Consider the following 25,955-nt stretch of genomic DNA (forward strand, 5'->3'; position numbering starts at 1 on the left):
CAACCTCAGAAATGCAAAGATCAAAGTGCGCTCATCATTAGCGCGCAAAATGGCCGACTACTCGTCCACTGCAAAAGGTCAGAGTTTGATTTTAAGCGCTTCTTGAGTGCGGCTGGCATCGTGCCCGGTGTTGTCGAGTTTAATCAGGCGGCCGTTGAGAGGAAAGGCTTTTAGATCGATAGCCCCCAGTTCTGGTTGAACGCATGCGAAAGAACGCAGACGCGGTCGAAGTTTTGGCGCCGACGTTCCCCGCGTGAGCTCCGGCCGAGACACCGCATCATCCCATTCTCGACGCATGTTCGCTGGCCATCCGGGCCGCCGCGTGTGCATGCAGTAAGCAATGCTTGCGGTTTCTGTCCACCCAAGAGGTGCCAGTTGTGGCAAGTTCCGGTGGATCGCCGTGCTGCGCGCGCCATTCGCAGCATTGCCCAACCAGATCAGGCTGGCGACGCCATGGCAATCCGACGATAGCCGGCCTTGCCGTGATAGAACCCATTGCTGAAGGGCGTCGTCCGGCAAACACTGCGCAACATCGCGTCTGCGTCATCGACGGCGCGTGCCCTGTCCAGAACATCGCGGAAAACGGTCGCCACAGCCACCATGTCTACCGCTTGCGGCATCAACCGAAGGTGGGAGATGTTGTTGGCTATCAACTCGCCGGTTTCTGGCAGCAGAGCGACATAGCTCTCGGACTGGGTCTGGATTCCGTTAACCCGCAGGATTGGACTGTTGTCGGTGGTGCGCAGCGGCATACCATCCGCGTCGGCCTCGCAGACGAACTGGCAGTTGTCTTTCGTCCGATCATGCGCACGCGCGTGATAGCACCGGGCAGAAACAGCGAGCGACGCGCGCCCGAAGACCTGCACCTCCACCCCGAGACCCAACTCCCGTGCGGCCTTCGCGGCCACGGCGATGGCATCTGCGGGCAATTCCCCCGGAAGGCAGATATGAGTCGCGCCCTGACCAGCCATCCACCGGATCGTCGCCTCGTTATAAGCGTTCATGAACGGCCCGATGCGATGCGGGCGCTTGCCGCGCGCAAAGAGACCAGCGGCGTTGTTGATCTCGATCTCCGGCGTTTCCATCGCCGCCAGATCCTCGGTCGCCTTGCGTTCGCGTTTGAGCATCACTTCAGCCAGCGTCGACAGGATCACCGTCTTGCCGGCACGCTCAAGCCGGTCGATCGTCTCGGGCAAGTCGGCCTCATGGAACGGCGCGCGTTTGGAACAGATCACTTCGCCCAGATAGACCTCGTCCACCGGCGCCTCGTCGGCAATGCGGGCGTAAAAATCACGGCGGGTATCGGCGGACCAGTGATAAGCAATGGGTCCTAGTGTCAGTTTCGTCATGTCGTTCACCGCCATTTCTTCGTCTCGAATGCGCCCTGGGTCTGCTTCTGACCCTCGGTCAGCGCGACTAGGTCTGCGATATTTGCCGTGCGACCGGCCCGGATGTCATCCACCGCCGCCCGGAAGGCCGAGACCACGTTGCGCACGTAGCTCTTGGACCGCTGACGCCCCTCGATCTTGAAGGCGTGAATGCCCGCGTCGATCATCTGGGGCAGGAGCCGCGAGAGGTTGAGGCTCACCGGTTCCTCGAAGGCGTAATAGGCTTCGGGCCGGTGCGGCGCGGTGTAGCGCCCTTTGCAGATGGTCGGGTAGCCAGCCATTTCGTCAGCACCAAAACAGTCGATAGTGAAACCGGCGAGCCGCGAGGACATCGAGCCATCGTCATGGCGCGCATAGTCAACCTCGGACGCCGGTGAGCAGATACCGTCCATGTTAGTGGATTGCCCGGTCAGGTAGTTCGTCAAGCTGCACCGACCTTCCACCATCAGCCCGTGATTGCCGAAGATGAAGGTCTCGATCTCGCAGGGGATCTCCCTGCGGATCTGGCGGATTTCGGGGATCGTGAGGATGCGGGGCAGCACCACGCGCTTTACCCCGAAACTCTCGCAATAATACCGGATCGCCTCGGGGCTGGACGCCGCCGCCTGAACCGACAGGTGCAGCCTAACCTGCGGATGGGTGCGCGCGATGTAGTCGGCCACACCCATGTCGGCGACGATGAACGCATCGACCCCCAGCCGCGTGCCGGTATCCGCCGCCTGCCGCCACAGATCGACCTTGCCCGCCGGCGGATAGGTGTTGAGCGCCAGCAGAACCTTGGCATCCTTTGCATGGGCATAGACCACCGCTTCGGCCAGTTCGTCGGGCGTGAAGTTAAGGCCGGGGAAATTCCGGGCGTTGGTGGCATCCTGAAAGCCGCAATAAACGGCATCAGCACCCGCATCCACTGCGGTTCGCAGCGCGGCCGGTGTCCCGGCGGGGCAGATCAGTTCGGCAAGGCTCATGTGTACATGTTTCCTTTCGTTGCATCGGAGTAAGAGCGTCTAAGCCGGGCTAGGATCGCCCGGCCGACAGGGCCAAACAGATCGGCGGTTTCCTCGGCGATGGAACCGTCCACATCGTCCAGCGCATTCCGGAGCCGTACCACCGCTTCGGTATCGCCCGAGATTTCGAGATCGCGTGAAAAGAATGCGGCATCACCATCCTCTTCCGAGTCGATCAGTTCCAGCAGCAAAAGGAACGGCCCCCGGATCGCCGCACCGGAGAGCGGTAGGCTTTCGCGCGGCACGGCACGAAACAGCAGCGCCTGCGGGTCGGGACGCAGGTGAAGCGCGAAGGGCAACTCCACCGGGTCGATCAGATAATCGGTGGTTTGATGCGGGCCCAGTCGTGCGAAAAGCGACGAGTGCCGCGCCGCGATCCGCTTCACAACCCGCGACAATATCGGCTGCACCGCAAGGCAGGCCAGCCGCTGCACCGCTCCGGACAACGGGCGCATTGCGGGCGCTGTATGGTTCATCATGCTCATTTCAAGGTCTCCCCTTGCGTATTTGTACCTTGCCCGGAAATCGGATCGTTCATCAAGGGAATGTCTCGAACCTTGGGAACAACACCTTGTTTTCCAAGAAAATCTGCGCATCGAGGTCTTCTACCAACTGACCCACTTCGGCAAAAAGCCGGGAACATGAGGCGTCCGCATGGCGCGGCAGGCGAAAGCCGTGTGTCGTAGCGGCGATCCGGTCCAGTTCAGCCTCAAGGCCAAGATGATCCTTGCGCAGTCGCTCAAGCCTAACCTTCGACTCTGCCGAGCTTCCAATGGCCTGCACGGTGCTGAGCATCGGCTCTTCGTTGTGAAGGTGGTTCTCAAAAGCGGCGGATAATTTGCAAAGCGACTGCGTCAGGCCGTGAGGCGCATCCGGATCGACCGCATGTTCGGCCTCGATCCGCTGTGCGAGCGTGATCAGCTGAGGCAATGCCCGGTGCTGCGTTTCATGGTGTTGCGTCTGGATATGCTCCACCAATGCGCGTGTCGGCCATGTTACGTCAGGTTCTTCGAGTGTTGCGGTCATCTCAACTCCTTTGGCCAGAAAGGCCCCCAGATTTTCCCATGCGGTCCGCCACAACAGATGCGGCATCCGGCGCGGGAGTGATCACCGCGCGACACCAGGCAATCACCCCCTCCTCACTTGGCGGCAAGTCGATGGCCATGCTGTCGGCGAACCGCCCAAAAGCGGCGCGGTGGGTTTCGGATAGACCGACAAGTACCGGTACTCCGTTTGCCACCGCTTCGCCGATCAGCGCGCGAAAACCGCGGCCCTCGGCCTCACTAATCCCGAATTTGTTCAGCACCACCAGATCGGCTCCGTTCGCCGCCAGATCCGCAGTTGCCAGCGCCACCGCCGTTTCAAGCGCACCGGCATCCATCCGGCAGGCGGCCGACCCGGCACCAAGATTCTGAGTGATAGGCACCACCGGTCCCTCCGGCAAAAGCCGCAGCGCGGTGTCACATTGGCCGCTTTCACCACTTGGTCCGGTCTCGCGCAACGCCCCCGCGACCCGCACACCATCTTCGATCAATCGCGCCACAACGCCAGCAAGCAGCCGATCCGTCATCCCGCGCCCGTCCGCCATGACACCCGCCAATACCATTGCCTTACCTCATTGTTGTTCGAATTGCGGGAAAAGCACGTCGTTCTCAAGGCGCATATGCTCGGACAGATCAACGATGAACTCGGCAAGGCCGGTGTATAGCGCGGTCCAAGTGCCACAGGCCCCCTCCGGCAGTCTCAGGTTCCCGGTCAGACGGCGAATGTCGGCGATATCACTGTCGTGATTATTGTGGTCCGCCCGCATGACCGCGATCAGCTTCTCGATACCCGGTCGGCCACCTGAACGGATTGCGGGAAAGAGGATCAACTCCTCTTTCTTCATATGAACCTCGATCTCGCCGATCATGCGGCGCAGAAGGGTGGACAGACCTTGGGGCAGAGACGCATCGCCGGCATGCGCCGTCTCGACCCTCTCGGCCATCTCAGCCAATGGCGGAAGCTGCGCGCGATGACGCTGATGATAGCGCGTTTCGATATACTGGGTCAGCGCCGCGGCATCGTGGATCGGCGCGGCGTTGGGCAACTCCGGGTTTGTCGAAGAGATCTGCGCGGTCATGTCGGTTTTCCTCATCGGGGACTCGCATTCGGTGCTTGCCATTAAGCTTATCTCTACTAATTGGTACGGTAAATGCCGATACATGAACGGAGACCAGCGACGATGCGCCTCACCTCTTTCACCGACTACGGACTGCGAATGCTGATGCGTATGGCAAGCGCGCCGGAACACATCTTCTCAAGCGCGGAACTGGCCGACGAATTCCGCCTGTCGCGCAATCATCTGGCCAAGATCATGCAGAGGCTCTCCGGTGCTGGCCTGATCGAGACGCGGCGGGGCGGCGGCGGTGGCGCGGTACTTGCGCAGAAACCGATGGAAATCCGGCTCGGGACTGTCGTACGCCTGCTCGAAGAGGGTCAGCCGCTTGTCGAATGCCTGGGGGTCGATGGCGGCAATTGCGTGATAGATGGACGCTGCAAGTTCAAGGCACGGCTGCGCTCTGCCGAAGCTGCGTTTTTTGCCGACCTTGACCGGTGCACTCTGGCAGACATCGCGCTTGATCCGAAACCGGTCCGATAAATAGGCGATCCTTGGCATCAGGCAATTTTGGACCGGCGATGGGACTCTTTGACGCGCCATTTGAAATTTGATCTAGATCAAATCGGAATCGCTGATACCGATTTAAGCTGAGAATTTGCGGGTATCACCGCAACCGGCACTCGGCCAGATGTTAATTCCGGCGTGTCCCATCTGAGCCAAGATCCTAAAATCAGCCGAAAAGGCGAGCGCAGGTTGCCTGTGTGTCTGTCCCGTGTACCGGATTGCAATAAGCGATCCTAAAGAGGGGGAGAATGTAAGATGAACAATTCCGACAACAATCCGGAAACCAATTCGGCAGGCCCACCAGAGCGCGTGCCGTTCATGCAGCAGGTGCTCGACAACCCATTCCTGCTCCTTTTCCTTGGGATCACGATACCGACCGTTCTCTACCTCGTCTGGGGTGTGATGGAGATCGCTTCGGTCCCGGTCGCGTACTGAGGGGAGGCATGAAAAATGGCACTCACACCTCCGTCGAACCGTCTCTGGTGGAAGGAACCAATCCACAGCATCGAACTGGGCTGGGTCGTCATCGCCTTCCTCTGGGGGTTGTTCATGTTCTTTTTCATGATCGCATGGCACTTCATCGGCAATCAGAACCTGTCATCTGAAACCTACAAAATCATGCCCGATATCTATGCGGAAAAGGTCGAGGCCTGGGCAGAGGAATTTCAGGCCAGGGATGCCGATGGCAACCTGCTGGAAGAAGACGGCGTGCCAATCGTGCGCCCGCCCGCTGGCGGCGATGCCTATATTCTGGCGCGCCTGTGGGAATTCTGGCCGATAGTCGAACTCAAGCGCGGTGAAAGCTACAGGTTCCATCTGTCTTCGGCGGACTGGCAGCACGGTTTCTCGCTACAGCCGACGAACATCAACATCTCGGTACATCCAGGCTACGAGCACGTCATCACGCTGACACCGACCGACAGCGGCGTGTTTGGCGTCATCTGCAATGAATTCTGCGGCATCGGCCATCACACGATGACCGGGCGCATCCGCGTGGTGGATTGAAGGAGGAAGACCATGACGACCATCGACACAGGCGCGGTTCCGACCCCGGTCGACAGCGCATCCTATCGCATCTGCAAGTTCTCGGGCCTGAGGATCGAGGCGAACGCCGAATTGCTCATCAAGGTGAATGCAGTGGCGGCCGTCCTGTTCTTGGCGCTCGGGGGCCTCATGGGGCTTCTGGTCGCGCTCACGCGCTGGCCTGCCGTGCAACTATTACCTGCTGACTGGTTCTATCTTGTGCTGACTGGGCACGGCGCGAACGTGCTCCTGTTCTGGATCATCTTCTTCGAAATGGCGGTGCTCTACTTCGCCTCGGCTGTGGTTCTGGGCTGTCGTCTTGCAGCACCCAAGATCGCGTGGCTCGGCTTCATTCTGATGGTCGTCGGCGCGGTGATGGCAAACTATGCGGTTCTGCGCGGCGACTCCACGGTGATGTTCACCTCGTACCCGCCGATGCAGGCGTCGCAATGGTTTTACCTGTCGCTGATCCTGTTTGCGGTGGGCGCGCTGATCGCTGTCTTCATTTTCTTCGCCACGCTGGTCATCGCCAAGGCTGAAAACACTTATAACGGGTCAGTCCCGCTGGTGACGTTCGGCGCGATCACCGCAGGGATCATTGCGGTGTTCACGCTGGCCTCGGGCGCGATCATTCTGATCCCCACATGGCTCTGGTCGCTGGGGCTGATCTCGAACATCGACACGCTGATGTACAAGGTCGTCTGGTGGGGAATGGGACACTCCAGCCAGCAGATCAACGTCTCGGCCCATGTCGCGATCTGGTACGCGATCGGCGCCATGGTCGTCGGTGCCAAGCCGCTTTCCGAAAAGGTCAGCCGGATGGCCTTCTTCATGTATATCCTGTTCCTGCAGCTCGCCTCGGCGCACCACATCCTGGCCGAGCCCGGCATGTCCTCTACCTGGAAGATCGTGAACACGTCCTACATGATGTATCTCGCCGTGATGGGCTCGATGATCCACGGGCTGACGGTGCCAGGAGCGATCGAGGCGGCCCAGCGACGCAACGGGTTCACCCGCGGTGCATTTGAGTGGCTGACCAAGGCACCCTGGCGTAACCCGGCTTTCGCCGGGATGTTTCTCAGCCTCGTAATGTTCGGCTTCATCGGCGGCATCTCGGGTGTGGTCCTGGGCACCGAGCAACTCAACGTGTTGATGCACAACACCATTTACGTGCCGGGCCATTTCCACGGAACCGTGGTTGCGGGAACAACACTTGCCTTCATGGCGATGACCTATCTGGTGGTGCCGCTGATCTTCCAGCGCGACATTGTCTGGCCGCGTCTTGCCACTTGGCAACCCTTTGTGTTCGGCATCGGAGCTGGCGGCATTTCACTCTTCATGATGGGCGCAGGCACGCTTGGTGTTGCACGTCGGCACTGGGACATGTCGCTGACAGATGCGGCGCATGCTTTCGAATATCCAGCTGCAGCCTATCTGATGATGGGACTGAACGGCATCTTTGCGATCCTTGCGGCGATAGGCGGCGTAATGTTCATCCTGATCATTGTGGCCTCGATCCTAGCCGGTCCAAAGCTGGACGTCGTCGGTGCGAAACTGCACTTCCCGCTTCACGACCGCAGCCGGGAATCGGTGTCGGAATACGGCAGCCATGGCACGTTGAAGCTGCCGGGAACCATGATCCTTGTCGGCCTCTTCTTCGGCTGTTTCGTGCTCTACTACTTCGTCAACTGGAAATACCTGTCCGAGCTTTGGCAGTTCTACTGATCCTGAAGGGAGCCGCACCATGCAAGCCGCACTAAACATGACGATATCGATCCTGAAGCTCCGCATCGGCTCCTTCGTGGCCCTTGCAGCGCTGGTCGGAATTCTCGCCTCCGGCGGTAGCATGAGGTGGGGTGCGGCGGCGGCATTCACCCTCGCCGTGCTGGGCGCTTCGGGCGCAGCGGGGGCATTCAACCAGTATTACGAACGCGAGTCTGACCGGTTGATGGCCCGCACCCGCACCCGGCCCTTCGCCAGCGGAACGCTCAAGGCCGGGCCGATTTGGCCCGTCACCTTCTCTGCACTTCTGGCAGTTTCAATTGTGCTGGCCTGGGCCACGGGCGGCACACCGGCGGCCGTGCTGGTTTTTGCCGGTGCAGTCACATATGGCCTTATCTACACGCTGCTGCTGAAAAAACGGACCGTCTGGAACGTGGTGATCGGCGGGGCGGCGGGAAGTTTCGCGCTACTGGCCGGGGCGGTCGCAGCAGCACCCGACTTCGGACCGGTTCTGGGGCCAGCGCCGGTCCTGCTGGCCGTGGTCCTTTTCCTGTGGACGCCACCGCATTTCTGGGCCCTCGCCGCGGTGCGAGGCGAAGATTACCGTCGGGCGGGCATTCCGATGTTGCCCGTCACACATCCGCCCGTGGTCTGGACCACCGCGATCTTCGGCCATGTCCTGGTCCTTTCGGTTTTATCGTTGGCACCGCTTCTTTACGGTTTCGGCCCCATTTACGGCATCTTCGCTGTCATCGGTGCCGTGATCTTCCTGCGACCGTCCTGGCGCCTTCTGCGCGATCCAGTGCGCGGCAATGCCATGGCAACGTTCAAGGCGTCGTTACTGCACTTCGCGCTGCTATCGCTCGGCGTCATACTTGACCGGGGAGTGGCCGCATGGGGCGGCTGACAAGTCTGTTGCTGGGTCTGGCCTTCGTGTTTCCGGCAGCTGCGGAGACGCCACCGCTTGATGCCGAGGTTGCTTATGAATACAGCCAGGCCGCAATAGGTGGGGCGACGGAAGATCACGTGCTGACGGATCACCGCGGCCAACCACTGAGGCTGGCCGAGTTGCGCGGCCGCCCGCTTGTCGTGTCGCTGGTATTCACCAGTTGCGCGACCGTCTGCCCGATTACCACCGACCATTTGCGCTACCAGATCCTCGCAGCCCGCCGCGCTGTGGGCGATGATGGATTCTCGGTGCTGACTTTCGGCTTTGACGCCAGTGGAGACACGCCAGCGCAACTGACAGGTTTTGCCGGCACGCATCGCCTGCTCCGCCTCGACGACTGGCACGTTGCTAGCGCTGACGCCACCACGACCGAGGCCTTCCTGCGCGAATTGGGTTTCAGCTTCAAAACCTCGGCGCGCGGCTTCGACCATGTCACCCAGACCACTATCCTAGACGCGGATGGCCGGGTCTACCGCCAGATCTATGGTGAGGCTTTCCCTCTGCCGGTCCTTGTCCAGCCGCTTAAGGAGCTGGTTCTTGGCACGCGCACGCGGTCCGTCGATCCCGGCGCGCTCTGGGACAGGATTAACTTTCTCTGCACGGTCTACAATCCACTGACAGGGGCCTATCGTTTCGACTACGGAATTTTCTTCGGCATTTTCTTCGGAGGCGTATCGCTGGTTCTGACCGGCTTGGTGATCTTTCGCCTGTGGCTCGAACGCCACCGGGCGCAGCGCGCGGCGGGTCCGGCTCAGCGAAATCGTAGAACATCATGACACACGGCCCGCGCGCACTGCTAAGACGCGGCTTTGATCGATCGGAACGGCTGCTCGACCGGACCTTCGGCCCGGACTGGAACCCGCTTGCACAGCTTGGTCCTCTGGGCTGGTTTCTGTTCTGGATCGTGACCGTCACCGGGGTCTACCTGTTCATCTTCTTCGATACCGGCGTAACCGATGCCTATGCCTCGGTCGCTTGGCTGAGCCGCGATCACTGGTGGCACGCGGGGGTGGCGCGCAGCTTGCACCGTTACGCCTCCGACATGATGGTGCTGGTGATGTTCACCCACTTGATCCGCGAATGGGCGATGGACCGCTATCGCGGAAAACGCTGGTTTTCGTGGGTCACCGGAGTGCCGGTAATTTGGTTCGTCTATCTGTCAGGGATCACCGGCTATTGGCTGGTCTGGGATCAGCTAGCGCAATATGTCGCCACTACTTCGAGCGAGTTGCTCGACAGTCTCGGGATATTCGCCGAACCGATCGCGCGCAATTTCCTTGCCCCCAATCTTCTGTCGTCGCGCTTCTTCACTCTATTGGTCTTTTTGCATATCGCGATCCCGCTGCTACTGCTGCTGCTGATGTGGGTACATATCCAGCGCATCACCGAGGCCCGTACGCAACCGCCACGCGGTCTTGCCATCATCACGCTGGGCGCGCTTGTGGTCGGCGCGCTGTTGATGCCAGCGCCGCTTGGCGCGGCTGCCGATCTCGACACCGTTCCGGCACAGGTGGATATGGATTGGTTTCTGCTGTCGCTTTACCCGGTGATAGAAAGCCTGCCAGCCGGTGTGATCTGGACCGGAGTGCTTGGCTTTACCGTTTTGATGGTCGGTCTGCCCTGGCTGCCGCCTGCGCGCAGCGGCGCTCCGGCACAGGTGTTTCTCGATCATTGCAACGGCTGTGCGCGCTGCGTCGAGGATTGCCCCTATGCCGCCATCACGCTGGTGCCACGTTCCGACGGGCTGCCTTTCACCCACGAAGTCGAGGTTAATCCCGCCCGCTGCGTGTCCTGCGGTATCTGCATGGGGGCCTGCCCATCCTCCACGCCGTTCCGCCGCTCAGGCGGGCTGGTAACGGGGATTGACTTGCCGGACCGCTCGCTGGCCGCACTCCGCGCCGAGGTGATTGCTGCGGCAGACAGTGTCTCGGGAAGGGGAACGGTGTTGACGCTTGCCTGTGCGCATGGCGCGGCGACGGGTCCGGCACCGGGCCGGATCGTTCTGCCATGCGTTGCCATGGCACCGCCGTCGCTTGTCGATTACATCATTAGCCGTGGCTTGGCCGACGGTGTTGCCGTGGCCGGTTGCGCCGAACGCGACTGCCACAACCGTTTCGGCGTCAAATGGACGCTCGACCGTTTTGCCCGTCTGCGCGACCCCTATCTGCGCAAACGGGTCCCACGCGAGCGAGTGCTTACCATTTGGGCCGGGCCATCGGAAACCCCACAGCTTGTCACGCAGCTTGCCGCGTTCTCCGCACGGCTGGCCGCGATGCCCGCCTATGAAAACCTTCGCCCGTTGCAACCCGACGAGGCAGCCGAAGCGGACGAAGCCGCTGCGGCAATGAAGGCGACCGCGCAATGACGGCAACGCCAATCCCCTTGCGAAAGTGCTTGCCTCAATTGGTGCTCGGTGGCGTTCTGTCACTAGTGCTGGTGCTTGGCGTCGCGTTTCTTTCGGCACGACCCATGTGGCAAAGCCTGCCGGAGGGAACCGGGCTTGTGCGACTCAGCCTGACTCATTCCGGCGTCCGCAACTGCCGCGCACGAACCGCACAAGAGCTTGCCGATCTGCCCGCCAACATGCGCGACCGCGAAGTCTGCGAACGCCGCCGCGCGCCGATCCGGATCGAGATGGATATCGACGGTCAGCAGGTCTTCGCCACCGAGGCCGCGCCCAGCGGGCTTGCAGGCAGCGGCCCGTCACGGATTTACCAGCGGATCGAACTGCCTACCGGACCCTACCATGTCACTTTGCGCCTTGCCGACGATCCGTCGGTCGCGGGCTTTGCCTACGAGGCGGGGTTCGACATCAATCTGCAAGCCGCGCAAAGCATAGCCATCGATTTTGACGCCGCATCCGACGGCTTCTATCTGCACTGAACGGGAGACCCCCAATGCCTATGATCGAGTGGAAACCGCAGTACAGTGTCGGCGATCCGGCCGTCGACCACGAGCACCGCGAGCTGGTGGATCTGGTAAACACGGCCGCCGTCGCTATTCTCGAAGGACGCCCGGATGCTGACATTGATCGATGTCTCGGTGACCTGATGCGCGCAATTTCGGCGCATTTCGCACATGAGGAACGGCAGATGCGGCGCGCGGGCTACGACGAATTCATGCCTCACAAGGACGATCACGAGCGACTGCTGGACTCGCTGCGCGATATCATGGACTGCGCACAGGACACGCCGGATGCCGCCGAGAAACTGACCGAAATCCTCGAGGCGTGGTTTACCGACCATTTCCGCACCCACGACGCGCGGCTGCATCACCGCTTGGGTCCACACCACCACTGATCGCCCATTTTCAGTCCAGTCATGACGCTTTTCGGAACAACAGAGTCGACATCTCACACATTGCCTGGAGAGAGCCCCCGCGTCACCGTAAATGTCATCGGTGCGGTTGTCGTCCGTTTGGACCTCAGCCATGGGATTTGGATGGTCTGTTACGGTGATCCGTTAGCCTCACACCGCAGCGAGGTCTTTCTGATCGAGTTCTTTGGGCCACTCAAGCGAATGACCGCAACTGCAACCGCAAATGCGATTATTTGCGGCGATGTTGTGGAAAAAAACCGCTGAGTTTAACTCCAGCAGGAATGGGGCGCTGCTGTAAAGACCTGGCCCCATCGTTCACTGCTCACGGCATGATGGTCCGGTTTAGGTAAGGCATCGCATAGAACGCCGTGCAGCCATTGGGGGATTGGAGCGAAACAGGCTTTGCAACGTTAAGTTAAGGGTTGATATGCACGTGAAGAGCTACGCGATTAACCGACTGGGCGTGGCGGAAATGAAATGGGACAGGTCCAGTGATTCAATTTATCAACGGCTCGATCCAACAGGGAAGTCCTTTGTCTTTTCGCCAGTCACCCGAACCGCTTTCAAGAAACTGAGAGATCAACTTTTCTATTCCGGTTTCAAGAGGCGTTTTTGGCTGCCAGCCTATTCGCATCTTTGCAAGCTGTGGATCACCAACAAAGCTATGCACGTCGAAATTGCGCGGCTCTTTGACGATTATCTCGCTTTTGCTTCGGACCAAACGAACCACCGTTTGTGCCAAAGACTGCAAAGAAGTAGCGCGTCCTGTGGTCAGGTGCATGGGCTCAAACGAACTGCCCTGCGATAGGGCATTGGCCACATTGGCAATGCAGTCTGCGACGTCAGCGACATGTGTGATGTCTAAAGTATTCGTTGCGCCTTCAACCCGGATACGCCGATCAGCAAGCGCCGCTCTGCAGAATTGTGGTATGACACGGTCAGCGTGATCCGTGATGGCTCCATACACTGTCGAGAATCGAAGTACTGACGCACGAAGTCCGGCATCCCGCCCGCGCTCAATGGCTTGTTCGGCTTCTACTTTTGATCGCGCATAGTGATTCATCGGTCGAAGCGGCGTATCTTCGATCACCGGCTGAGAGGCACATTGACCATAAACTTCCCTGCTGCTGCCGAAGATCAACCACGGTTTTGGATTGCTTGCAAATATACAATCAATGATGTTGCGTGTCCCGCCGACATTTGTTTCGTGGCATCTGTGCGGGTCGTGCTCGCCCCAGATTACCCGTGAAACTGCAGCCAGATGAATCACGCCTATGCAGTCTTTCATTGCTGATTTCAGGTCAGTGGGACTTAAAATACTTCCAAAGCCGCCACGTTGGTCAGCGACATCAAACCTTCGTACGTGTTTGCCTCGTGACAGAAGAACGGCGCAAACTGCCGTCCCTATCAGTCCGCTCGACCCTGTTACCAATATCTTTTGAGGTTCCAATAGTTTCCTTCCCATAATCGACGCGGCCAGTCACTAAGCACAAGCACGAGAACACAGCTGCCACTAGGTGTGAGCCATGCGCGAAATATAGACGCGGACGTGCACCAGAAAATTGACGATCGTCAAACCACTGAACAGTCATTTCATCTACAAGGATAGATAGAGCCGATTTCGCTAGTTTAGCTTCTGGAGTAGCCATGCATGGAACACCCTGAACACATCGCGGAACTTAGTCGCATTGAGGCCGGGCTTAAGAACCCGAAATTCCCCAAGATCTTTGCAGTTGAGCTTTGCGCCGATTGTGATCTCAATTGTTTGATGTGCCATCACGATCAGATGCAGCGCCCGAAAGGTAATCTGCCAATGGCACTCTGGCAGAAATGCGCAGATGAAATCGCCGAGGTCGCGCCAGCAACGAATGTTTGGTTTTCGTTCTGTGGCGAACCCTTGCTGATGCCTGACAGGCTGATCAAAATGTTGAAATACGGTGAAAAAGCGGGGCTACAATCACTCAATCTAAACACCAATGGAATGAAGTTGACCAACGAGGTGGCGAAAGAGCTGCTGGATACAAGCCTTTCTACGATCGTCATCGGAATCGACGGATTCAAAAAGCAGACGTATGAGAAATACAGATTTTTGGGCAACCGCAGCACCGTCTATGCCAATGTCGCATTTCTTCTCGAAGAACGTCGACGTAGACTCCAAGGGCCTGAAATCATGGTTCAATTCATTGAGATGGACGACAACGCTGATGAGTTTGAGGAATATCGCGACCATTGGCTTGGGCTTGGCGCTACCGTTAAACTGCGTAGGCAGCTCAGTTGGGGCGGAAAATTCGAAACCGCAATTGAAGTCGCCGACGAGAAACGCATCGCATGCCCTTGGGCGATCACCATGATGCACCTGTTCTGGGACGGTCGCGTGCCGCGCTGTCCCGGCGATACCGAGGGCGAAGAAAGCGCTGGGAATGCTTGGGACGATTCCCTGGTCGATCTGTGGGCGAATCTGCGCGGCTACCGCCAATTGCATCTTGACCGTCGGTTTGATGAACTTCCTGATCGCTGTCATGTCTGTACAGACTGGAAAACCGGCGCATCGGTAAAACTGCGGCCGGGTCAAGTGGATCACTCTGACCGGCGCCGACTATCACGATGACGACCCTCTATCTTTGCGCAGCGGGCAACTCCGAGGCGGTCAGACTCGCGCTTGCTGTCAACAACGAAGACAAACACTGGGACCGTATCGTTCTTTTAGACGATGATCATACCAAACGTGGCCAAGAGATTTTAGGCGTTCCGGTGGCGGGGCCATTCGCCGCTCTTGCTGACCATCAGGATGGTGACCAGGCTGTCAATCTCGTCGCGCGCTCTTGCAAAAGGCGTGAGGGCGCACAGAAAAAGATTGAGAGTTTTGGCATACCTCTAGCGAGCTTGGTTCACCCTTCGGTGGATATATACGGTGCCACTCTGGGCAGGGCGGTCACCATCTACGCGGGCTGCACGATTTCGGCCCATTCCACCGTTGGTGATCATGCGATTGTTTTCACACAGGCCGTCCTCGGACATGGTGCGTCGCTTGGTGTCGGCTCCGTGTTGGCACCAGGCGCAGCTGTAAACGCTCGGGTTCTAGTGGGGGACCTTGTCTATGTCGGGTCCAACGCCTCAGTGCTTCCGGATTTGAAAATTGGGAGCGGGGCGACCATTGGCGCATGTTCGTCAGTCTTGTTTGACGTGCCAGCCGACAGTACAGCCCTTGGCGTACCAGCCGAAGTCATGGCCGTGCCGAAGCATGTTCCGCCCCACGCAACTGGCCACCTCCAATCGAGTGAACCAGAGAACCGTGCGCCGGATTTCCTAGACGAGGTGAGAGCCATCTATGCGGAATTCCTTGGCGTTCCAATTATCGGCAAGGACGAAAACTTTTTCAATGCGGGTGGCAACTCGCTACTTGCCCTCAAGATGCAGGTTTCGTTGCAGGATAGGCTGGAGGTTCCGGTGACAATTGTCGACATATTCAGGTTTCCTTGCCCCGGCCAGCTTGCTGCACACCTATCCGGTGGGCAACAACAACCTCTCGCATTTCTCTGAAGGCCAAGCGACGGGGGCATCTTCGAGCGCATTCCTGAGCCCCTGTGACAGGGGGATCGGACCCATCTAATTGCTCTTAGGAGCTGCCATCAAACCAACACGAATTGCCCAGGCGGAACTGAAAGGCCAGACGCAGCATCGCAATCAAACGCCGCCAGAAACTAGTTGACTGACTGGGCTGTCACGAAGCGCCCTGAGACAGCGAACGTCCCATCCTTTTCGAGTCGTTTCAGCAGTCGCGACAGTGTCTCGGGTTGCACACCAATAAGACTGGCCAGGTCAGCACGCGGCAAAGGCAGCCACATGCGTGTTTGGGTGCCGCATGTTTCGCCATGGTACTCCATTAGATAGGACAACAACTCGGCCAGTCTTTCTTTGTTAGATTTGGTCGAGGCCGCGATCATCCTGATCTGGTTTCTGTCGATTTCGGTCAAACATCGCTCTGCCACCCGCATCAGAACCGCCGAGTTATTTTGAATGACCTGTTTGGCATGGCGTTGCAAAACCATGCAAACCCGCGACGGAACTGCAGCACGTGCTTCGGTCATGTGGTGGTCACCTCTGAGAAATGATCGGACCCCAGCAATCTCTCCCGGATAGACCAACCCAAGCAGGCTGGACGTCCCATCCGCTTGCAGCGTACGGAGTGCGATCAGACCGCGTGAAATGCAAAACAGTCCCCGGTTTTCGGCACCTTGCTCAAACACGATTTGTCCTGGCTGCAATTCCTTGCGGATGAAGCCGTGTTTCAGCACGGGCATTGTCCCTGCCAAAACGGGCTGCCAGATGCTTTTGGAATAATAAGAGCAACTTCCGCAAGGATGGTCCTGCTGGCTCTTGTTTGACATTACTCACTCCAACGACTGAAGTCTTTCGTGTGCCAAGGCATGAATACGAACACGCACGGACAAGGTTTTCCAAACCGTGCTATCGGCACCTACCGAACAGAGCACAAATTTTGCGGGTGATCTTTGACATTTGTCAATGTGGCACCGCTTGTAACAGAGTGGGAGAACTGCCCTAAATGGTGCTGCGGCCATTCATTGTTCTTTTGCGGTTCAGGCAGTTTTTGTTTGGCGCAGTAACAGGTCATATAACAGCGCGAACTCATCTTTGCCGCTGATCGCAAGCTCGAGGTCAGCACTTGATTTAGGTCTTGTCAGACGGCATACGGTTATAAGCATATAACCAATATGATGAGTCTCCCGTGCCCAAGTCATCAACCACCTCGGGCAATCCTTGCCACCTCCTCAAAATACTTGCGGTCATCGGATTTATTTTTGGTGCGCTGACCTTGTTTTCCAGCGGAGCTGTGCTGTTTGGCCCCGAAAAAGCAGGCGAACTGGCTGGCAACTACGTCGGTTTCGTTGTCTGGTTCAACTTCCTCGCAGGCGGCCTGTATATTATTGCGGCGATTGGTCTTTGGACGGGCAAGGTATGGGCTGCTTATCTGGCGGCACTCATCGCCATTGCGACTGCCGTGGTTGCGTTCGGTTTCGCATTCGTCATTCTCCGCGGAAGGCCATTCGAGATGCGCACCGTAGGTGTATTGATCCTCAGGTTTTCTGTTTGGGCAGGTATTGCTTGGGCTGTCTTGCGCTGCAAAGGCCAGCCATGAGTCAACGCAAACCCGCAGAGAACCGCCGGATAGAAATTCTGACAGCAACCCTTGATTTGGCCTTCAAGATCGGGCCGGATCACGTCACAACCGGTATGGTCGCGCACCAGCTTGGCCTGACACAACCAGCAATTTATAAACACTTCCCCAAAAAGGAATTCATATGGCAGGCCATCGGCACAGCACTTATCGCACGCATCCACGAGAATATTGATCGGTCCAACGCGGCAAGTACCAACCCGATGGGTGTGGTGCGTTGTCTGATCCTAGGGCACCTGAATTTCATCATGGAAACGCCAGCGCTGCCCGAAATCATGGTCACCCGTGATCCGTCGGGCAATCTGGCAACAACACGCCGCGGCATCCAAGGGGCCATGAACGCACTGCGTGCCTGTCTGAAGCAACATCTTGAAAGCGCAATCAGCGCTGGAGACCTGCGGGAAGACCTGCACGCCGAGGATGCTGTGATGTTGTTGATTGGGGTCATTCAAAGTCTGGCCCTAAGGTTGATTGTGACACGCGATCCGGCACATCTGGTGCAGGATGGTGAACGGTTGCTCGACCTGCAATTGATGCTTCTTGCGAGCGAAGGAAATACAACATGAAAACCGGTTTCAAACTGGCCCTGATCACCCTGCCGATTGCCGCAATCGGTGCTGCGGTCCTTGGTTATGTCCTTGTGAACAGCCCGCCGCCTGAACGTATCGAGCTTGCGGAACGGGCCAGCGCGGTACGCGTGATGACCGCTGAGCGCCTTTTGGTTACGCCCTCGATAACGGGCTTTGGCGTTGTTACGCCAGAACGGGCGTTTGAAGCGGTCGCAGAAGTTGGCGGGCGCATCGAGTATGTCAATCCGGCGTTGCGTGATGGTCAGATCTTGCCGGCAGGTTCTGTGCTGCTTCGCCTGTCACCGGCCGATTTCAATCTTGCCATTGCACAAGCGCAAGCCAACATTCGCGCAGCACAAGCCCGCCTTGCCGAACTGGATGTGTCCGAGCAAAACCAACGCCTTGCGCTTGCGATCGAACAGGACGTGCTAGCGGTGAAATCATCGGATCTTGAACGTGCCGAGGCGCTGTTCTCTGCCGGAACAATGGCGCAGGGCACCCGCGATGCAGCGCGAGCAGCGCATTTGGCGCAACGCCAAAAGGTTCAGGGGATCGAAGGAACTCTTGCCCTGCTCCCGACCCAACGTGCCGCACAAGCCGAACAGATCGCTGTCTATAAAACCAGCCTTTCCACGGCGCGCCTAAACCTTGAGCGCAGCGAACTGACCTTGCCGTTTGCCGCACGAGTTGCGACCCATTCTGTCGAAGTCGGCCAGTATCTGCGCGCGGGACAAGTGGGTGCAACGCTTGACGGGGTGGATCGGGCCGAAGTGAAGGTGCAGGTTTCGATGGACAGCTTCAATGGGCTGATCCGGTCTGATGAGAGCCGAATGCCCGCCCTTTCAACCGATCCCGCCGAGCTCAGCACAATCTTGCGAAGTCTGGGTTTGACAGCACAGGTGCGGTTGCGTCTGGGCGATGAGGTCGTGTCATGGCCTGCCACTGTCGACCGGCTCAGCGATGAGATCGACCAGCGGACCGGGACGGTCGGCGTGGTCGCTATAGTTGAAGGAGCCTACGATCAGGTGGGCGGTGGTAACCGCCCCCCCTGACCAAGGGTATGTTCGTCGAGGTCAGGTTAAGTGCGCCCCCGATAGAGGGTATTGTGTTGCCACGCAGCGCCCTGCGTGACAGACAGGTCTTCACCGCCGATGCTGACAACCGATTGCGGATTGTTGCGGCGAGCCCCCAACTGACGCAGGGCGAAATTGCGCTTTTCAACGAGGGGATTGCCGAAGGCACCCGTATTGTTCTCGCACCACCAAGCCCCGTTATCGAAGGCCAGCTTTTGGATTTGCACCCTGATGATGGCTTGATGGCACGGCTTCTGCCCGGGAATGATGCACAATGATCCGTTACTTTGCGGCGCATCCGACTATCGCCAACCTCTTAATGATCTTGTTTCTTGCGGCGGGTCTGTTCGTTAGCCCAACGCTCCTGCGGGAGACCTTTCCACGCGCAGAACTCAGCGAGGTCGAAATAAGCGTTTCCTATCCGGGTGCCCGTCCTGAGGAAGTTGAAACCGCAGTTTGTGAACGGATCGAAAATGCGCTCGCCGCTGTGACAAGCATCGACCGCCACGCCTGCGAAGCGCGCGAAAATATTGGGTTGGCCACGGTGAAAATGCGCGAAGGCGATGAATTCCAGACCTTCGTCAACGATGTGAAAACCGAAATTGACGCGATTTCCGATTTTCCCGACCGTGCGGAACCGGCCACGGTCAGGCCACTGGGACGCACGGATTTTGTGGCCTCCATTGCGGTCACTGGGCCGCAAACGCGCACCGACTTGAGCGATTATGCCGAACAGATCCGCACACGGATGCTGCGCTGGGGTGGCATACTCAAGGTTGATATCCGCGGATTTTCCACCCGTGAATTCCAAATTGATTTGCGCCCGGGCGCCTTACAGCAATTTGGTGTTTCCGTTGCCGATATTGCGCGCATCATCGAGGCCGCAAGCCTTGATCTGCCTGCGGGCAACATCGAAGCCTCCACTGAAACCATGCTGGTGCGTATGGCCGAGGAACGCCAGGATACAGCGAGCCTTGCAGCATTGGTTGTGCGCTCATCCGAACTAGGCGGGCAAGTGCGACTGGGCGATCTCGCCGATATTTCCGAAGGCTTCGCCCTGGAAGACGACATAATCCTCTTTGACGGCCAGCCCGCTGCGATCCTCGACATCACTAAAACCCGCGCAGAAGACAGCCTTCGCACTTTGGATGCGCTGAAGGCATTTCTTGACGCCGAACGTGCGCAGGCCCCGCCGGGTGTGACGCTGGAAATCACCGCCGACGGTGTATCTGTCGTGCGCGACCGGCTGACGCTTGTGGTCGTGAACGGATTGCAGGGCTTGGCGCTGCTATTCGTCGTTTTGTGGCTGTTCTTCGGGTTCAGGTTCTCGTTCTGGGTGGCGATGGGCCTGCCCGTGTCGTTCATGGGCGGTGTCGCCCTCATGGGTCTGATCGGTTATTCGTTGAACCTGATGACTACGTTGGGCCTGCTGATCGTCATCGGCCTGCTGATGGACGATGCCATCGTGATCGCTGAAAACATCGCCCGTCTGCGGCAACAAGGGCGCAGCGCGCTGGACGCCGCCGTTGAAGGTGCCGCGCAGGTCTTCCCGAACGTGCTGGCCTCGTTCGGGACAACGGCGATGATCTTTGGCTCGCTCGCCTTTCTGTCTGGCGATCTCGGGGCTGTTTTGCGGGTTGTGCCCGTGGTGATGCTGTTCGTGCTGATGGTGTCGCTGGTCGAGGCCTTCCTGATCCTACCGCACCACCTGATCCACAGCCTTGAAGTGGCAGATCATGAATCCGGCATTCGCGCGCGTGTCGAAAGCGCTGTGAACTGGGCCCGCGAACGGGTTGTCGGGCCGCTTGCCGATCTGGCGATCCGCTGGCGCTACGGCGTGGCGGGCCTCAACATTGCGGTACTGCTGATTTCGGCCAGCATGCTGGCGGGCGGATATCTGAAATTCACGGCCTTCCCGGAGCTGAATGGCGATACGATTGTCGCGCGGGTCTTGCTGCCTCAGGGAACCCCGCTTGCACGCACAGACCAGATCATTGATGACCTCGAAGCTGGACTGGAGACGGTCAACGCGACCCTCTCCCCCCTCCAACCGAAAGGCCACGCGCTCATCCGTCACGTTACAGTTTTTCATGGGGTCAACAGGGATGCATTCGAAACAGGCCCCCATGTGGCCACCATAAGCGTGGACCTTCTGCCTTCGGCCGAACGTGTCAGCACGCCCGATGAAATCATGGAACTGTGGCGCAACACCGTTGGCCCCGTGCCCGACGTCATCAGCCTGAAATTCGCCGAAAGCACAATCGGCCCCGCAGGAATCGCGATTGATTTACGTCTGAAGGGCGATGACCTTGTCGCACTCAAGGCGGCGTCGGTCGAGTTGCAGGATTGGCTATGGCAGTATCAGGGCGTGACCTCGATCCTTGATGATCTGCGCCCGGGCAAACGCGAGCTGCGCGTGACGTTAACAGATGCCGCCGGGCCAATGGGGATCAGTGCGGCGATGGTCGCCGACCAGTTGCGCGCGGCCTACATCGGGACCACGATCAGCGAAATGCAGATCAACGGCAACCTCGTCGAACTCACCGCGCAGTTCGGTCTTGCGGATCGCAGCAGCCGCGATGTGTTCGAGGATTCCATTATCACACGCACCGATGGAAGCTATGTGCCGCTGAACATCGTGGCCGATGTCGAAATCGGACAAGGATATAGCCGGATCAATCATGAAAACGGCGTGCGCACTGTGACAGTTCAGGGCGCAATAGATACGCGCACCGCCAACGCCAATGCGATTGTCGGCGATACGATGGCACGGCTTGTGCCCAATCTGCTGGAGCGTCACCCGACGGTGGAGCTTGATGTCGAAGGTCAGAACGCCGAGGCCGGAAAAACCCAACAATCCATGCTTAAGGGCTTCGTGATAGGGTTGTTGGGCGTGTTTCTTCTGCTCAGTTTTTTGTTCCGGTCCTACATCGAGCCCATCGTGGTGATGCTGGTGATTCCGCTATCTCTACCGGGGGCGATATTCGGCCATATGGCGATGGGTCTGGATTTCTCGATGCCCAGCATGTTGGGTTTCGTCGCTCTCGCAGGGGTCGTCGTGAACAACTCTATCCTTCTGGTCGATTTCATTAAACATGAACACGGTGGCGCGGGGAACGTGTCGCAGGCCGCAGCCCGGGCCGCACGGGTACGTTTCAGAGCAATCTTCCTGACGACGGCAACAACAACTGCGGGGCTGTTACCGATCCTGACCGAAACCAGCTTGCAAGCACAGATCCTGATCCCGTTGGTCGCCAGCCTCGTCTTCGGACTCTTGAACGCCAGCCTAGTGGTCTTGTTCGTTCTGCCCGCAGTGTATGCGATTCTCAATAACCTACGTTTAAGCACTTTGGCCAAAGCCTAACACCCGGACGGTCTGCATGAACACGTCTTTGGGAATGCGATGCGCGTGCTGGAATCGCACCGGAGGACAGCTTTGTCTGCGCTCGGCTTCTTTGAAGCTACGCACAGAGAAAGCGCGTTCTGATATTTCTTAGTTGTGAACCCTCGGAATCGCCGGTCTGTGATAGGTGCTGCAGTGCCGAATGGTTGGTCCGGCAGGCGCGAACATTTTCTCCATGAGCAAAACCTGCACCTATATAAGTCTGCTTTGTGTGAGCTCATCGGCGCTTCGATTTTGCGCTCGCAGCGAAAGTCAGGTCTGGTGAATGCTGCGCTGCAACAATCGGCTGCAAAATGAAGGTCCGGCCAAGGCCGCCTAGCATGGGCGGCGCAGATCCCGAATTCGAGATGCTGCGCCGCTTACGAGGTCCGCGGAGAGTCCCATTTTAACAAATGCTGCGCGATGTTCGGACGACAATGATTGCCGGGTTCAAACTTCCGGGCGAACAAGGCGGTGTCTCTGGCGCTCCGGGAGCACCCTCGTCACCTGTTCGAGATGGGCGTTAACTGGGGCATAACGCGGGGCTCAGGGAAAGCGCCCGGTATCCGTCTATCGCGCAGAGGAGGTTGGCTGGGATGGTAGGATACCTTGCGTCGCCTTGTTCCCGATAGCTTTTCCCCACGAAAAAAGGGGATTGGGGCCTTCCTTGGGGCATTTCGGGGCGACGGAGGGGGCTTTCGTGAGGAGCGCAGCGACGAGGGGGTGCGACGGGTGCAGTTGGTGACGTCTCGGACTGCTCGTTCACACCGCTACCCGAGGGACGACTGTGGACGCCGAACACCCGCTGAGGCCCCTGAGGACGACTGCGTACCCTCCGGAAGCCGCTGCGAGCAGCGGTGAACGACTGAGGACACCCAAGGCCCCGGGACCTCCGTGTAAGTCGCGGTCGGCGGTGAACGACCGTGTACGTCGTGGAGTCCAGCTCCTCTGTGCACGGCGGCGGACGACCGGGAGCTACTGTGGGCGGCGCTTCTCCGGGGGCAATGCTAGCTCGATTAAAGTTCACGTCCCCCCTTACTTGGCCAACTTCCTTGACATCAGCTTTGCATTCGAACATCTTTGTTTTCGAAGCGAGTTGTTGGACTGGTCGATTACTTTTGATCATTCTTTGGTAGTTAGTAGAGTCAGTAGTCGGGGTTAGTTATGAGTAGGTTCGTTTTTGGGACGGTTGCAGTTGCTGCGATCCTGTCGTCGGGAACATCTGTAACAGCAGCTGTAACTGCTGCCGGGGGTGTTGAAGGAATTTTCCCGTATGATATTGAGACGAACACCAATGCTGGTTCTTAGAACATTTTTGTTGGTCGGCTGCAAATCATAGGTGGCCAAGTTTTCCCAAGGAACGGCGAACTGACTGTTGATGCTACTGGCGCTGATACTGAAGTTACGACTTCAGGCACTATCAATATTGGAGCAACAATCGACGCCACCGGCGTTTTGAACGTTGTCGGAGACGGTTCGGCCCGTTGCGCAACCGTAAGGTCAAGCAATACTTTGATAGTCGGCTCTCAACCGAACTTAAACCGGACCCCGACAAATGGAACCGGCCAGATATTCGTCTCAAATGGCGGTGCAATAATACTTGAACAGGATCCTGCGAACCCGACTAGCTCAACCATCATTACAGCGGCTGGGCATAACGACGTAAATGGACTCGAGAATTTTGAAGCTGAGATTGTTGTAACTGGAGAGAATAGTGAGATTGTGGCTGACTTCGTTTCCGTCGGAGCGCCTGTAAATGGTGCGACTGGACAAATACAGGTCCTAGATGGCGCCTCATTGACTGCAGCGATCACTCGCGACTTTGGCGGTGGGCTGAGAAATACCGGTAGCGTTCAACTCGGAGAGGGTTCTGAGCTTATTGTTGACGGCGCGAACTCCTCAGTGGACACTAATCGTCTCGTAGCTGGTTTTGGTCCTAATACTCGCGACCAAACATCAAACCCCGGGAATGCGGCAACTCAAGTGACTGTTTCCAACGGCGGCAGAATTACTGCGGGTTCAGATAATCAGGGAGCTTTAGTTGGGTATGGCAGCCGCGCTAACATGTTAGTGACAGGCACCGGGTCTCAGTTTGTTGTCACGGCTTTGCCATCTGATGATACCGATCCCGCCAACCTTGGCGATGAAGGCGATCTGATCGTTGGACTGACCACCCCGCTCTATGTCCCGGCAACTGATTCCTACCAATTCATCGAAGGGGCGGGAAGCCTTACTGTCACGGATAACGCCACTGTAACTGTCGCCGATGACGTCCGTATTGGCGACACTGACACCTATTTCAGAGGCATTATTGAAGATTTCTATCCAGGTATTTCGGTCCCCTCATCCTCTGGAATGGTTGAGGTAAGTAATGGTGGTCAACTGACGGCCACTCGCGTCATAGTTGGGGAAAACGGCACACTTGGTGGTGATGGCGGCACTATTAATGCGGATGTCGTTCTGGACGGAGGTACCGTTGCTCCGGGGATGTCTCCAGGAGTTCTTGACATTTTTGGCGACTTCACGATTCTTGGTGGTGCGTTGGATATTGAGATATCAGGTTCTCTACTTGGCCAGTACGATATTCTTAACATCTCGGGCGATCTGTTCGCGAACAACCCATTCGACATCAATATTTCTTTCTTAGACGGATTTATGCCGTCAGAAGGCGATGCCTTTGATTTCTTGAATGTGACTGGTGAAACAAGTAGTTTGACAGCGCTTTTTGAGAACTCCTTGATTGGGTTCAATATATTTGGCTTTTCTGATGAGTTTTCGCTAGGGTTCGATCTAGCCGACGGACGGTTCAGTGCCACTGCGTTTTCTGAACCAGTGAACCCGTCACCGGTTCCGGTCCCAGCTTCGCTGCCTATACTGATTGCTGGTCTTTCTGGACTGGGTATCTTGCGGCGCTATCGTCGCAAACAATCAATCTGATTGCCTGCGCTCGCCCATACAGCCTGAGTACGGGCAAGGCTATCTTCGGACTTGCAAATTCGTCATTCGATATTTTTTTTGGGCACCGTTGGCTTGGTGGTCTCCTATGCTGTTCTCTATGACGAGTCTGTACTTGGAATCTGGTAGTCAGTCGCTGCCAGTAATGTTTTCGCGCTATTCAAACAGTATTGCGCTCACGACTTAGGCCTGCCTCGGATCTCGAGCGCCTCTTTGTAAAAAAGCAAAGTGCCCCCCCGGCAGTTCCCTGAGGAACCGCCGAGGGCGTTGTTATTGCGGCACCTGCCGCTTCACCACGTAGTCGGCCAACCACTGCCAGTAGCGGTCCGCCCCCCGGAACCCCTGAGCTCTCGCCGCTAGGTCTTCTGCCCGCTACCGGGACAGCCCACCCTCGAACTGGCAGATCGCAGCCCGCTCCTCGAAGGCATCGATATCGGGGATCAGCACGGCAGGCGTATCTGATTGATGATACCACGCTTCTGTTCGTCCGAGATACCTGCCGAGTAGATCGAGTAGGTCAGCTGGTTCTCCGACCGCGCCGACTGGTGGCCAACGAGGCTTGCGGTGAAGTGCTCCGGAACCCCGGTCCGCTCGCACTGGGTGATGAACCACTTCCGGGTGCTGTGGAAGACAAACCCCGGCCTCTGAAGCCCCAGCTTCTCCCGAAGGCGGGTGAAGGCCCCGAAGAGCCTCCAGAAGGCCTCGACCACG

26 protein-coding genes are annotated in these 25,955 nt (G+C 58.0%); 17 read left to right on the forward strand and 9 right to left on the reverse strand.

Annotated elements, in window-relative coordinates; genetic code table 11:
- Nucleotides 1-437: 437 nt before the first annotated feature.
- Genes ubiV through THALAR_RS13960 form a run of 6 tightly spaced genes read right to left on the reverse strand, consistent with a single transcriptional unit; the run spans nucleotide 438 to nucleotide 4,514 of the window.
- On the reverse strand, nucleotides 438-1,349 hold the full coding sequence (gene ubiV, locus THALAR_RS13935) for a ubiquinone anaerobic biosynthesis protein UbiV (RefSeq protein ID WP_040819269.1): 912 nt from the start codon (nucleotides 1,347-1,349) through the stop codon (nucleotides 438-440).
- 5 nt (nucleotides 1,350-1,354) lie between these two features.
- Nucleotides 1,355-2,353 carry a ubiquinone anaerobic biosynthesis protein UbiU gene (gene ubiU, locus THALAR_RS13940; protein WP_021102227.1) on the reverse strand — a complete coding sequence of 333 codons (999 nt, stop codon included), beginning with the start codon at nucleotides 2,351-2,353 and terminating at the stop codon, nucleotides 1,355-1,357.
- Nucleotides 2,350-2,877, reverse strand: a complete 528-nt coding sequence (gene ubiT, locus THALAR_RS13945; protein WP_021102228.1) for a ubiquinone anaerobic biosynthesis accessory factor UbiT — start codon at nucleotides 2,875-2,877, stop codon at nucleotides 2,350-2,352. Before ubiT ends, ubiU begins: the two co-directional genes overlap by 4 nt.
- 52 nt (nucleotides 2,878-2,929) lie before the next feature.
- On the reverse strand, nucleotides 2,930-3,418 hold the full coding sequence (locus THALAR_RS13950) for a hemerythrin domain-containing protein (protein WP_021102229.1): 489 nt from the start codon (nucleotides 3,416-3,418) through the stop codon (nucleotides 2,930-2,932).
- A 1-nt stretch (nucleotide 3,419) separates the two neighbouring features.
- Nucleotides 3,420-3,998, reverse strand: a complete 579-nt coding sequence (locus THALAR_RS13955) for a DUF2478 domain-containing protein (RefSeq protein WP_051153769.1) — start codon at nucleotides 3,996-3,998, stop codon at nucleotides 3,420-3,422.
- Between the two features lie 9 nt (nucleotides 3,999-4,007).
- Nucleotides 4,008-4,514 (reverse strand): hemerythrin domain-containing protein, encoded by a 507-nt coding sequence (locus tag THALAR_RS13960; protein WP_021102231.1) that lies wholly within the window; start codon nucleotides 4,512-4,514, stop codon nucleotides 4,008-4,010.
- Nucleotides 4,515-4,616: 102 nt separating this feature from the next.
- Here THALAR_RS13960 and THALAR_RS13965 point away from each other — a divergent pair, with 102 nt between their 5' ends.
- From THALAR_RS13965 to THALAR_RS14005, 9 genes are all read left to right on the forward strand, one after another.
- Nucleotides 4,617-5,033: an RrF2 family transcriptional regulator gene (locus THALAR_RS13965; protein ID WP_021102232.1), complete on the forward strand. Its 417-nt coding sequence runs from the start codon at nucleotides 4,617-4,619 to the stop codon at nucleotides 5,031-5,033.
- A gap of 279 nt (nucleotides 5,034-5,312) precedes the next feature.
- A complete protein-coding gene (locus tag THALAR_RS13970) occupies nucleotides 5,313-5,492 on the forward strand; it encodes a hypothetical protein (RefSeq protein WP_021102233.1) in 180 nt (59 codons plus the stop codon).
- Between the two features lie 15 nt (nucleotides 5,493-5,507).
- Entirely contained in the window at nucleotides 5,508-6,062 is a 555-nt protein-coding gene (locus THALAR_RS13975; protein WP_021102234.1) for a cupredoxin domain-containing protein, read from the forward strand.
- A 12-nt stretch (nucleotides 6,063-6,074) separates the two neighbouring features.
- Nucleotides 6,075-7,805 (forward strand): cbb3-type cytochrome c oxidase subunit I, encoded by a 1,731-nt coding sequence (locus THALAR_RS13980; RefSeq protein WP_021102235.1) that lies wholly within the window; start codon nucleotides 6,075-6,077, stop codon nucleotides 7,803-7,805.
- A 19-nt stretch (nucleotides 7,806-7,824) separates the two neighbouring features.
- The gene (gene cyoE, locus THALAR_RS13985) at nucleotides 7,825-8,709 is read left to right on the forward strand and encodes a heme o synthase (protein WP_021102236.1); all 885 of its coding nucleotides are present in this window, start codon (nucleotides 7,825-7,827) and stop codon (nucleotides 8,707-8,709) included.
- On the forward strand, nucleotides 8,697-9,527 hold the full coding sequence (locus THALAR_RS18465; protein ID WP_021102237.1) for an SCO family protein: 831 nt from the start codon (nucleotides 8,697-8,699) through the stop codon (nucleotides 9,525-9,527). Before cyoE ends, THALAR_RS18465 begins: the two co-directional genes overlap by 13 nt.
- Nucleotides 9,524-11,116 carry a cytochrome b N-terminal domain-containing protein gene (locus THALAR_RS13995; protein ID WP_021102238.1) on the forward strand — a complete coding sequence of 531 codons (1,593 nt, stop codon included), beginning with the start codon at nucleotides 9,524-9,526 and terminating at the stop codon, nucleotides 11,114-11,116. The genes THALAR_RS18465 and THALAR_RS13995 overlap by 4 nt, the downstream gene beginning before the upstream one ends.
- Entirely contained in the window at nucleotides 11,113-11,634 is a 522-nt protein-coding gene (locus tag THALAR_RS14000; RefSeq protein ID WP_051153770.1) for a hypothetical protein, read from the forward strand. Before THALAR_RS13995 ends, THALAR_RS14000 begins: the two co-directional genes overlap by 4 nt.
- A gap of 14 nt (nucleotides 11,635-11,648) precedes the next feature.
- Nucleotides 11,649-12,050, forward strand: a complete 402-nt coding sequence (locus THALAR_RS14005; protein WP_021102240.1) for a bacteriohemerythrin — start codon at nucleotides 11,649-11,651, stop codon at nucleotides 12,048-12,050.
- A gap of 514 nt (nucleotides 12,051-12,564) precedes the next feature.
- Here the strand turns inward: THALAR_RS14005 and THALAR_RS18170 are convergent.
- Nucleotides 12,565-13,518, reverse strand: a complete 954-nt coding sequence (locus THALAR_RS18170; RefSeq protein WP_169788545.1) for an NAD-dependent epimerase/dehydratase family protein — start codon at nucleotides 13,516-13,518, stop codon at nucleotides 12,565-12,567.
- Nucleotides 13,519-13,719: 201 nt separating this feature from the next.
- On the opposite strand from THALAR_RS18170, the gene THALAR_RS14015 reads away from it, so the two are divergent.
- Nucleotides 13,720-14,676 (forward strand): radical SAM/SPASM domain-containing protein, encoded by a 957-nt coding sequence (locus THALAR_RS14015; RefSeq protein WP_021102243.1) that lies wholly within the window; start codon nucleotides 13,720-13,722, stop codon nucleotides 14,674-14,676.
- The gene (locus THALAR_RS14020) at nucleotides 14,673-15,608 is read left to right on the forward strand and encodes a phosphopantetheine-binding protein (protein ID WP_040818839.1); all 936 of its coding nucleotides are present in this window, start codon (nucleotides 14,673-14,675) and stop codon (nucleotides 15,606-15,608) included. The genes THALAR_RS14015 and THALAR_RS14020 overlap by 4 nt, the downstream gene beginning before the upstream one ends.
- Before the next feature lie 161 nt (nucleotides 15,609-15,769).
- Here THALAR_RS14020 and THALAR_RS14025 read toward each other — a convergent pair whose 3' ends face one another.
- Nucleotides 15,770-16,456, reverse strand: a complete 687-nt coding sequence (locus THALAR_RS14025) for a Crp/Fnr family transcriptional regulator (RefSeq protein ID WP_040818841.1) — start codon at nucleotides 16,454-16,456, stop codon at nucleotides 15,770-15,772.
- A 359-nt stretch (nucleotides 16,457-16,815) separates the two neighbouring features.
- Here THALAR_RS14025 and THALAR_RS14030 point away from each other — a divergent pair, with 359 nt between their 5' ends.
- The 6 genes from THALAR_RS14030 to THALAR_RS18470 all read left to right on the forward strand — a co-directional run bounded on the left by THALAR_RS14030 (nucleotide 16,816) and on the right by THALAR_RS18470 (nucleotide 25,226).
- Nucleotides 16,816-17,226: a hypothetical protein gene (locus tag THALAR_RS14030; RefSeq protein ID WP_040818844.1), complete on the forward strand. Its 411-nt coding sequence runs from the start codon at nucleotides 16,816-16,818 to the stop codon at nucleotides 17,224-17,226.
- Nucleotides 17,223-17,831: a TetR/AcrR family transcriptional regulator gene (locus THALAR_RS14035; RefSeq protein ID WP_021102247.1), complete on the forward strand. Its 609-nt coding sequence runs from the start codon at nucleotides 17,223-17,225 to the stop codon at nucleotides 17,829-17,831. The genes THALAR_RS14030 and THALAR_RS14035 overlap by 4 nt, the downstream gene beginning before the upstream one ends.
- Nucleotides 17,828-18,886, forward strand: coding sequence for an efflux RND transporter periplasmic adaptor subunit (locus THALAR_RS14040; RefSeq protein ID WP_021102248.1), 1,059 nt, complete (start codon nucleotides 17,828-17,830; stop codon nucleotides 18,884-18,886). The genes THALAR_RS14035 and THALAR_RS14040 overlap by 4 nt, the downstream gene beginning before the upstream one ends.
- An 8-nt stretch (nucleotides 18,887-18,894) precedes the next feature.
- Nucleotides 18,895-19,185 carry an efflux RND transporter periplasmic adaptor subunit gene (locus THALAR_RS14045; RefSeq protein WP_169788547.1) on the forward strand — a complete coding sequence of 97 codons (291 nt, stop codon included), beginning with the start codon at nucleotides 18,895-18,897 and terminating at the stop codon, nucleotides 19,183-19,185.
- Complete coding sequence (locus THALAR_RS14050) at nucleotides 19,182-22,271, forward strand: efflux RND transporter permease subunit (protein WP_021102250.1); 3,090 nt, start codon at nucleotides 19,182-19,184, stop codon at nucleotides 22,269-22,271. Before THALAR_RS14045 ends, THALAR_RS14050 begins: the two co-directional genes overlap by 4 nt.
- 1,473 nt (nucleotides 22,272-23,744) lie before the next feature.
- Nucleotides 23,745-25,226, forward strand: coding sequence for a VPLPA-CTERM sorting domain-containing protein (locus tag THALAR_RS18470; RefSeq protein WP_169788548.1), 1,482 nt, complete (start codon nucleotides 23,745-23,747; stop codon nucleotides 25,224-25,226).
- 458 nt (nucleotides 25,227-25,684) lie between these two features.
- On the opposite strand, the gene THALAR_RS18615 is transcribed toward THALAR_RS18470, so the two are convergent.
- On the reverse strand, nucleotides 25,685-25,954 hold the full coding sequence (locus THALAR_RS18615; protein WP_021102252.1) for a site-specific integrase: 270 nt from the start codon (nucleotides 25,952-25,954) through the stop codon (nucleotides 25,685-25,687).
- Between the last annotated feature and the right edge of the window lies 1 nt (nucleotide 25,955).

Origin of the sequence: Litoreibacter arenae DSM 19593 (genome assembly GCF_000442275.2) — a bacterium.
Classification (GTDB): domain Bacteria; phylum Pseudomonadota; class Alphaproteobacteria; order Rhodobacterales; family Rhodobacteraceae; genus Litoreibacter; species Litoreibacter arenae.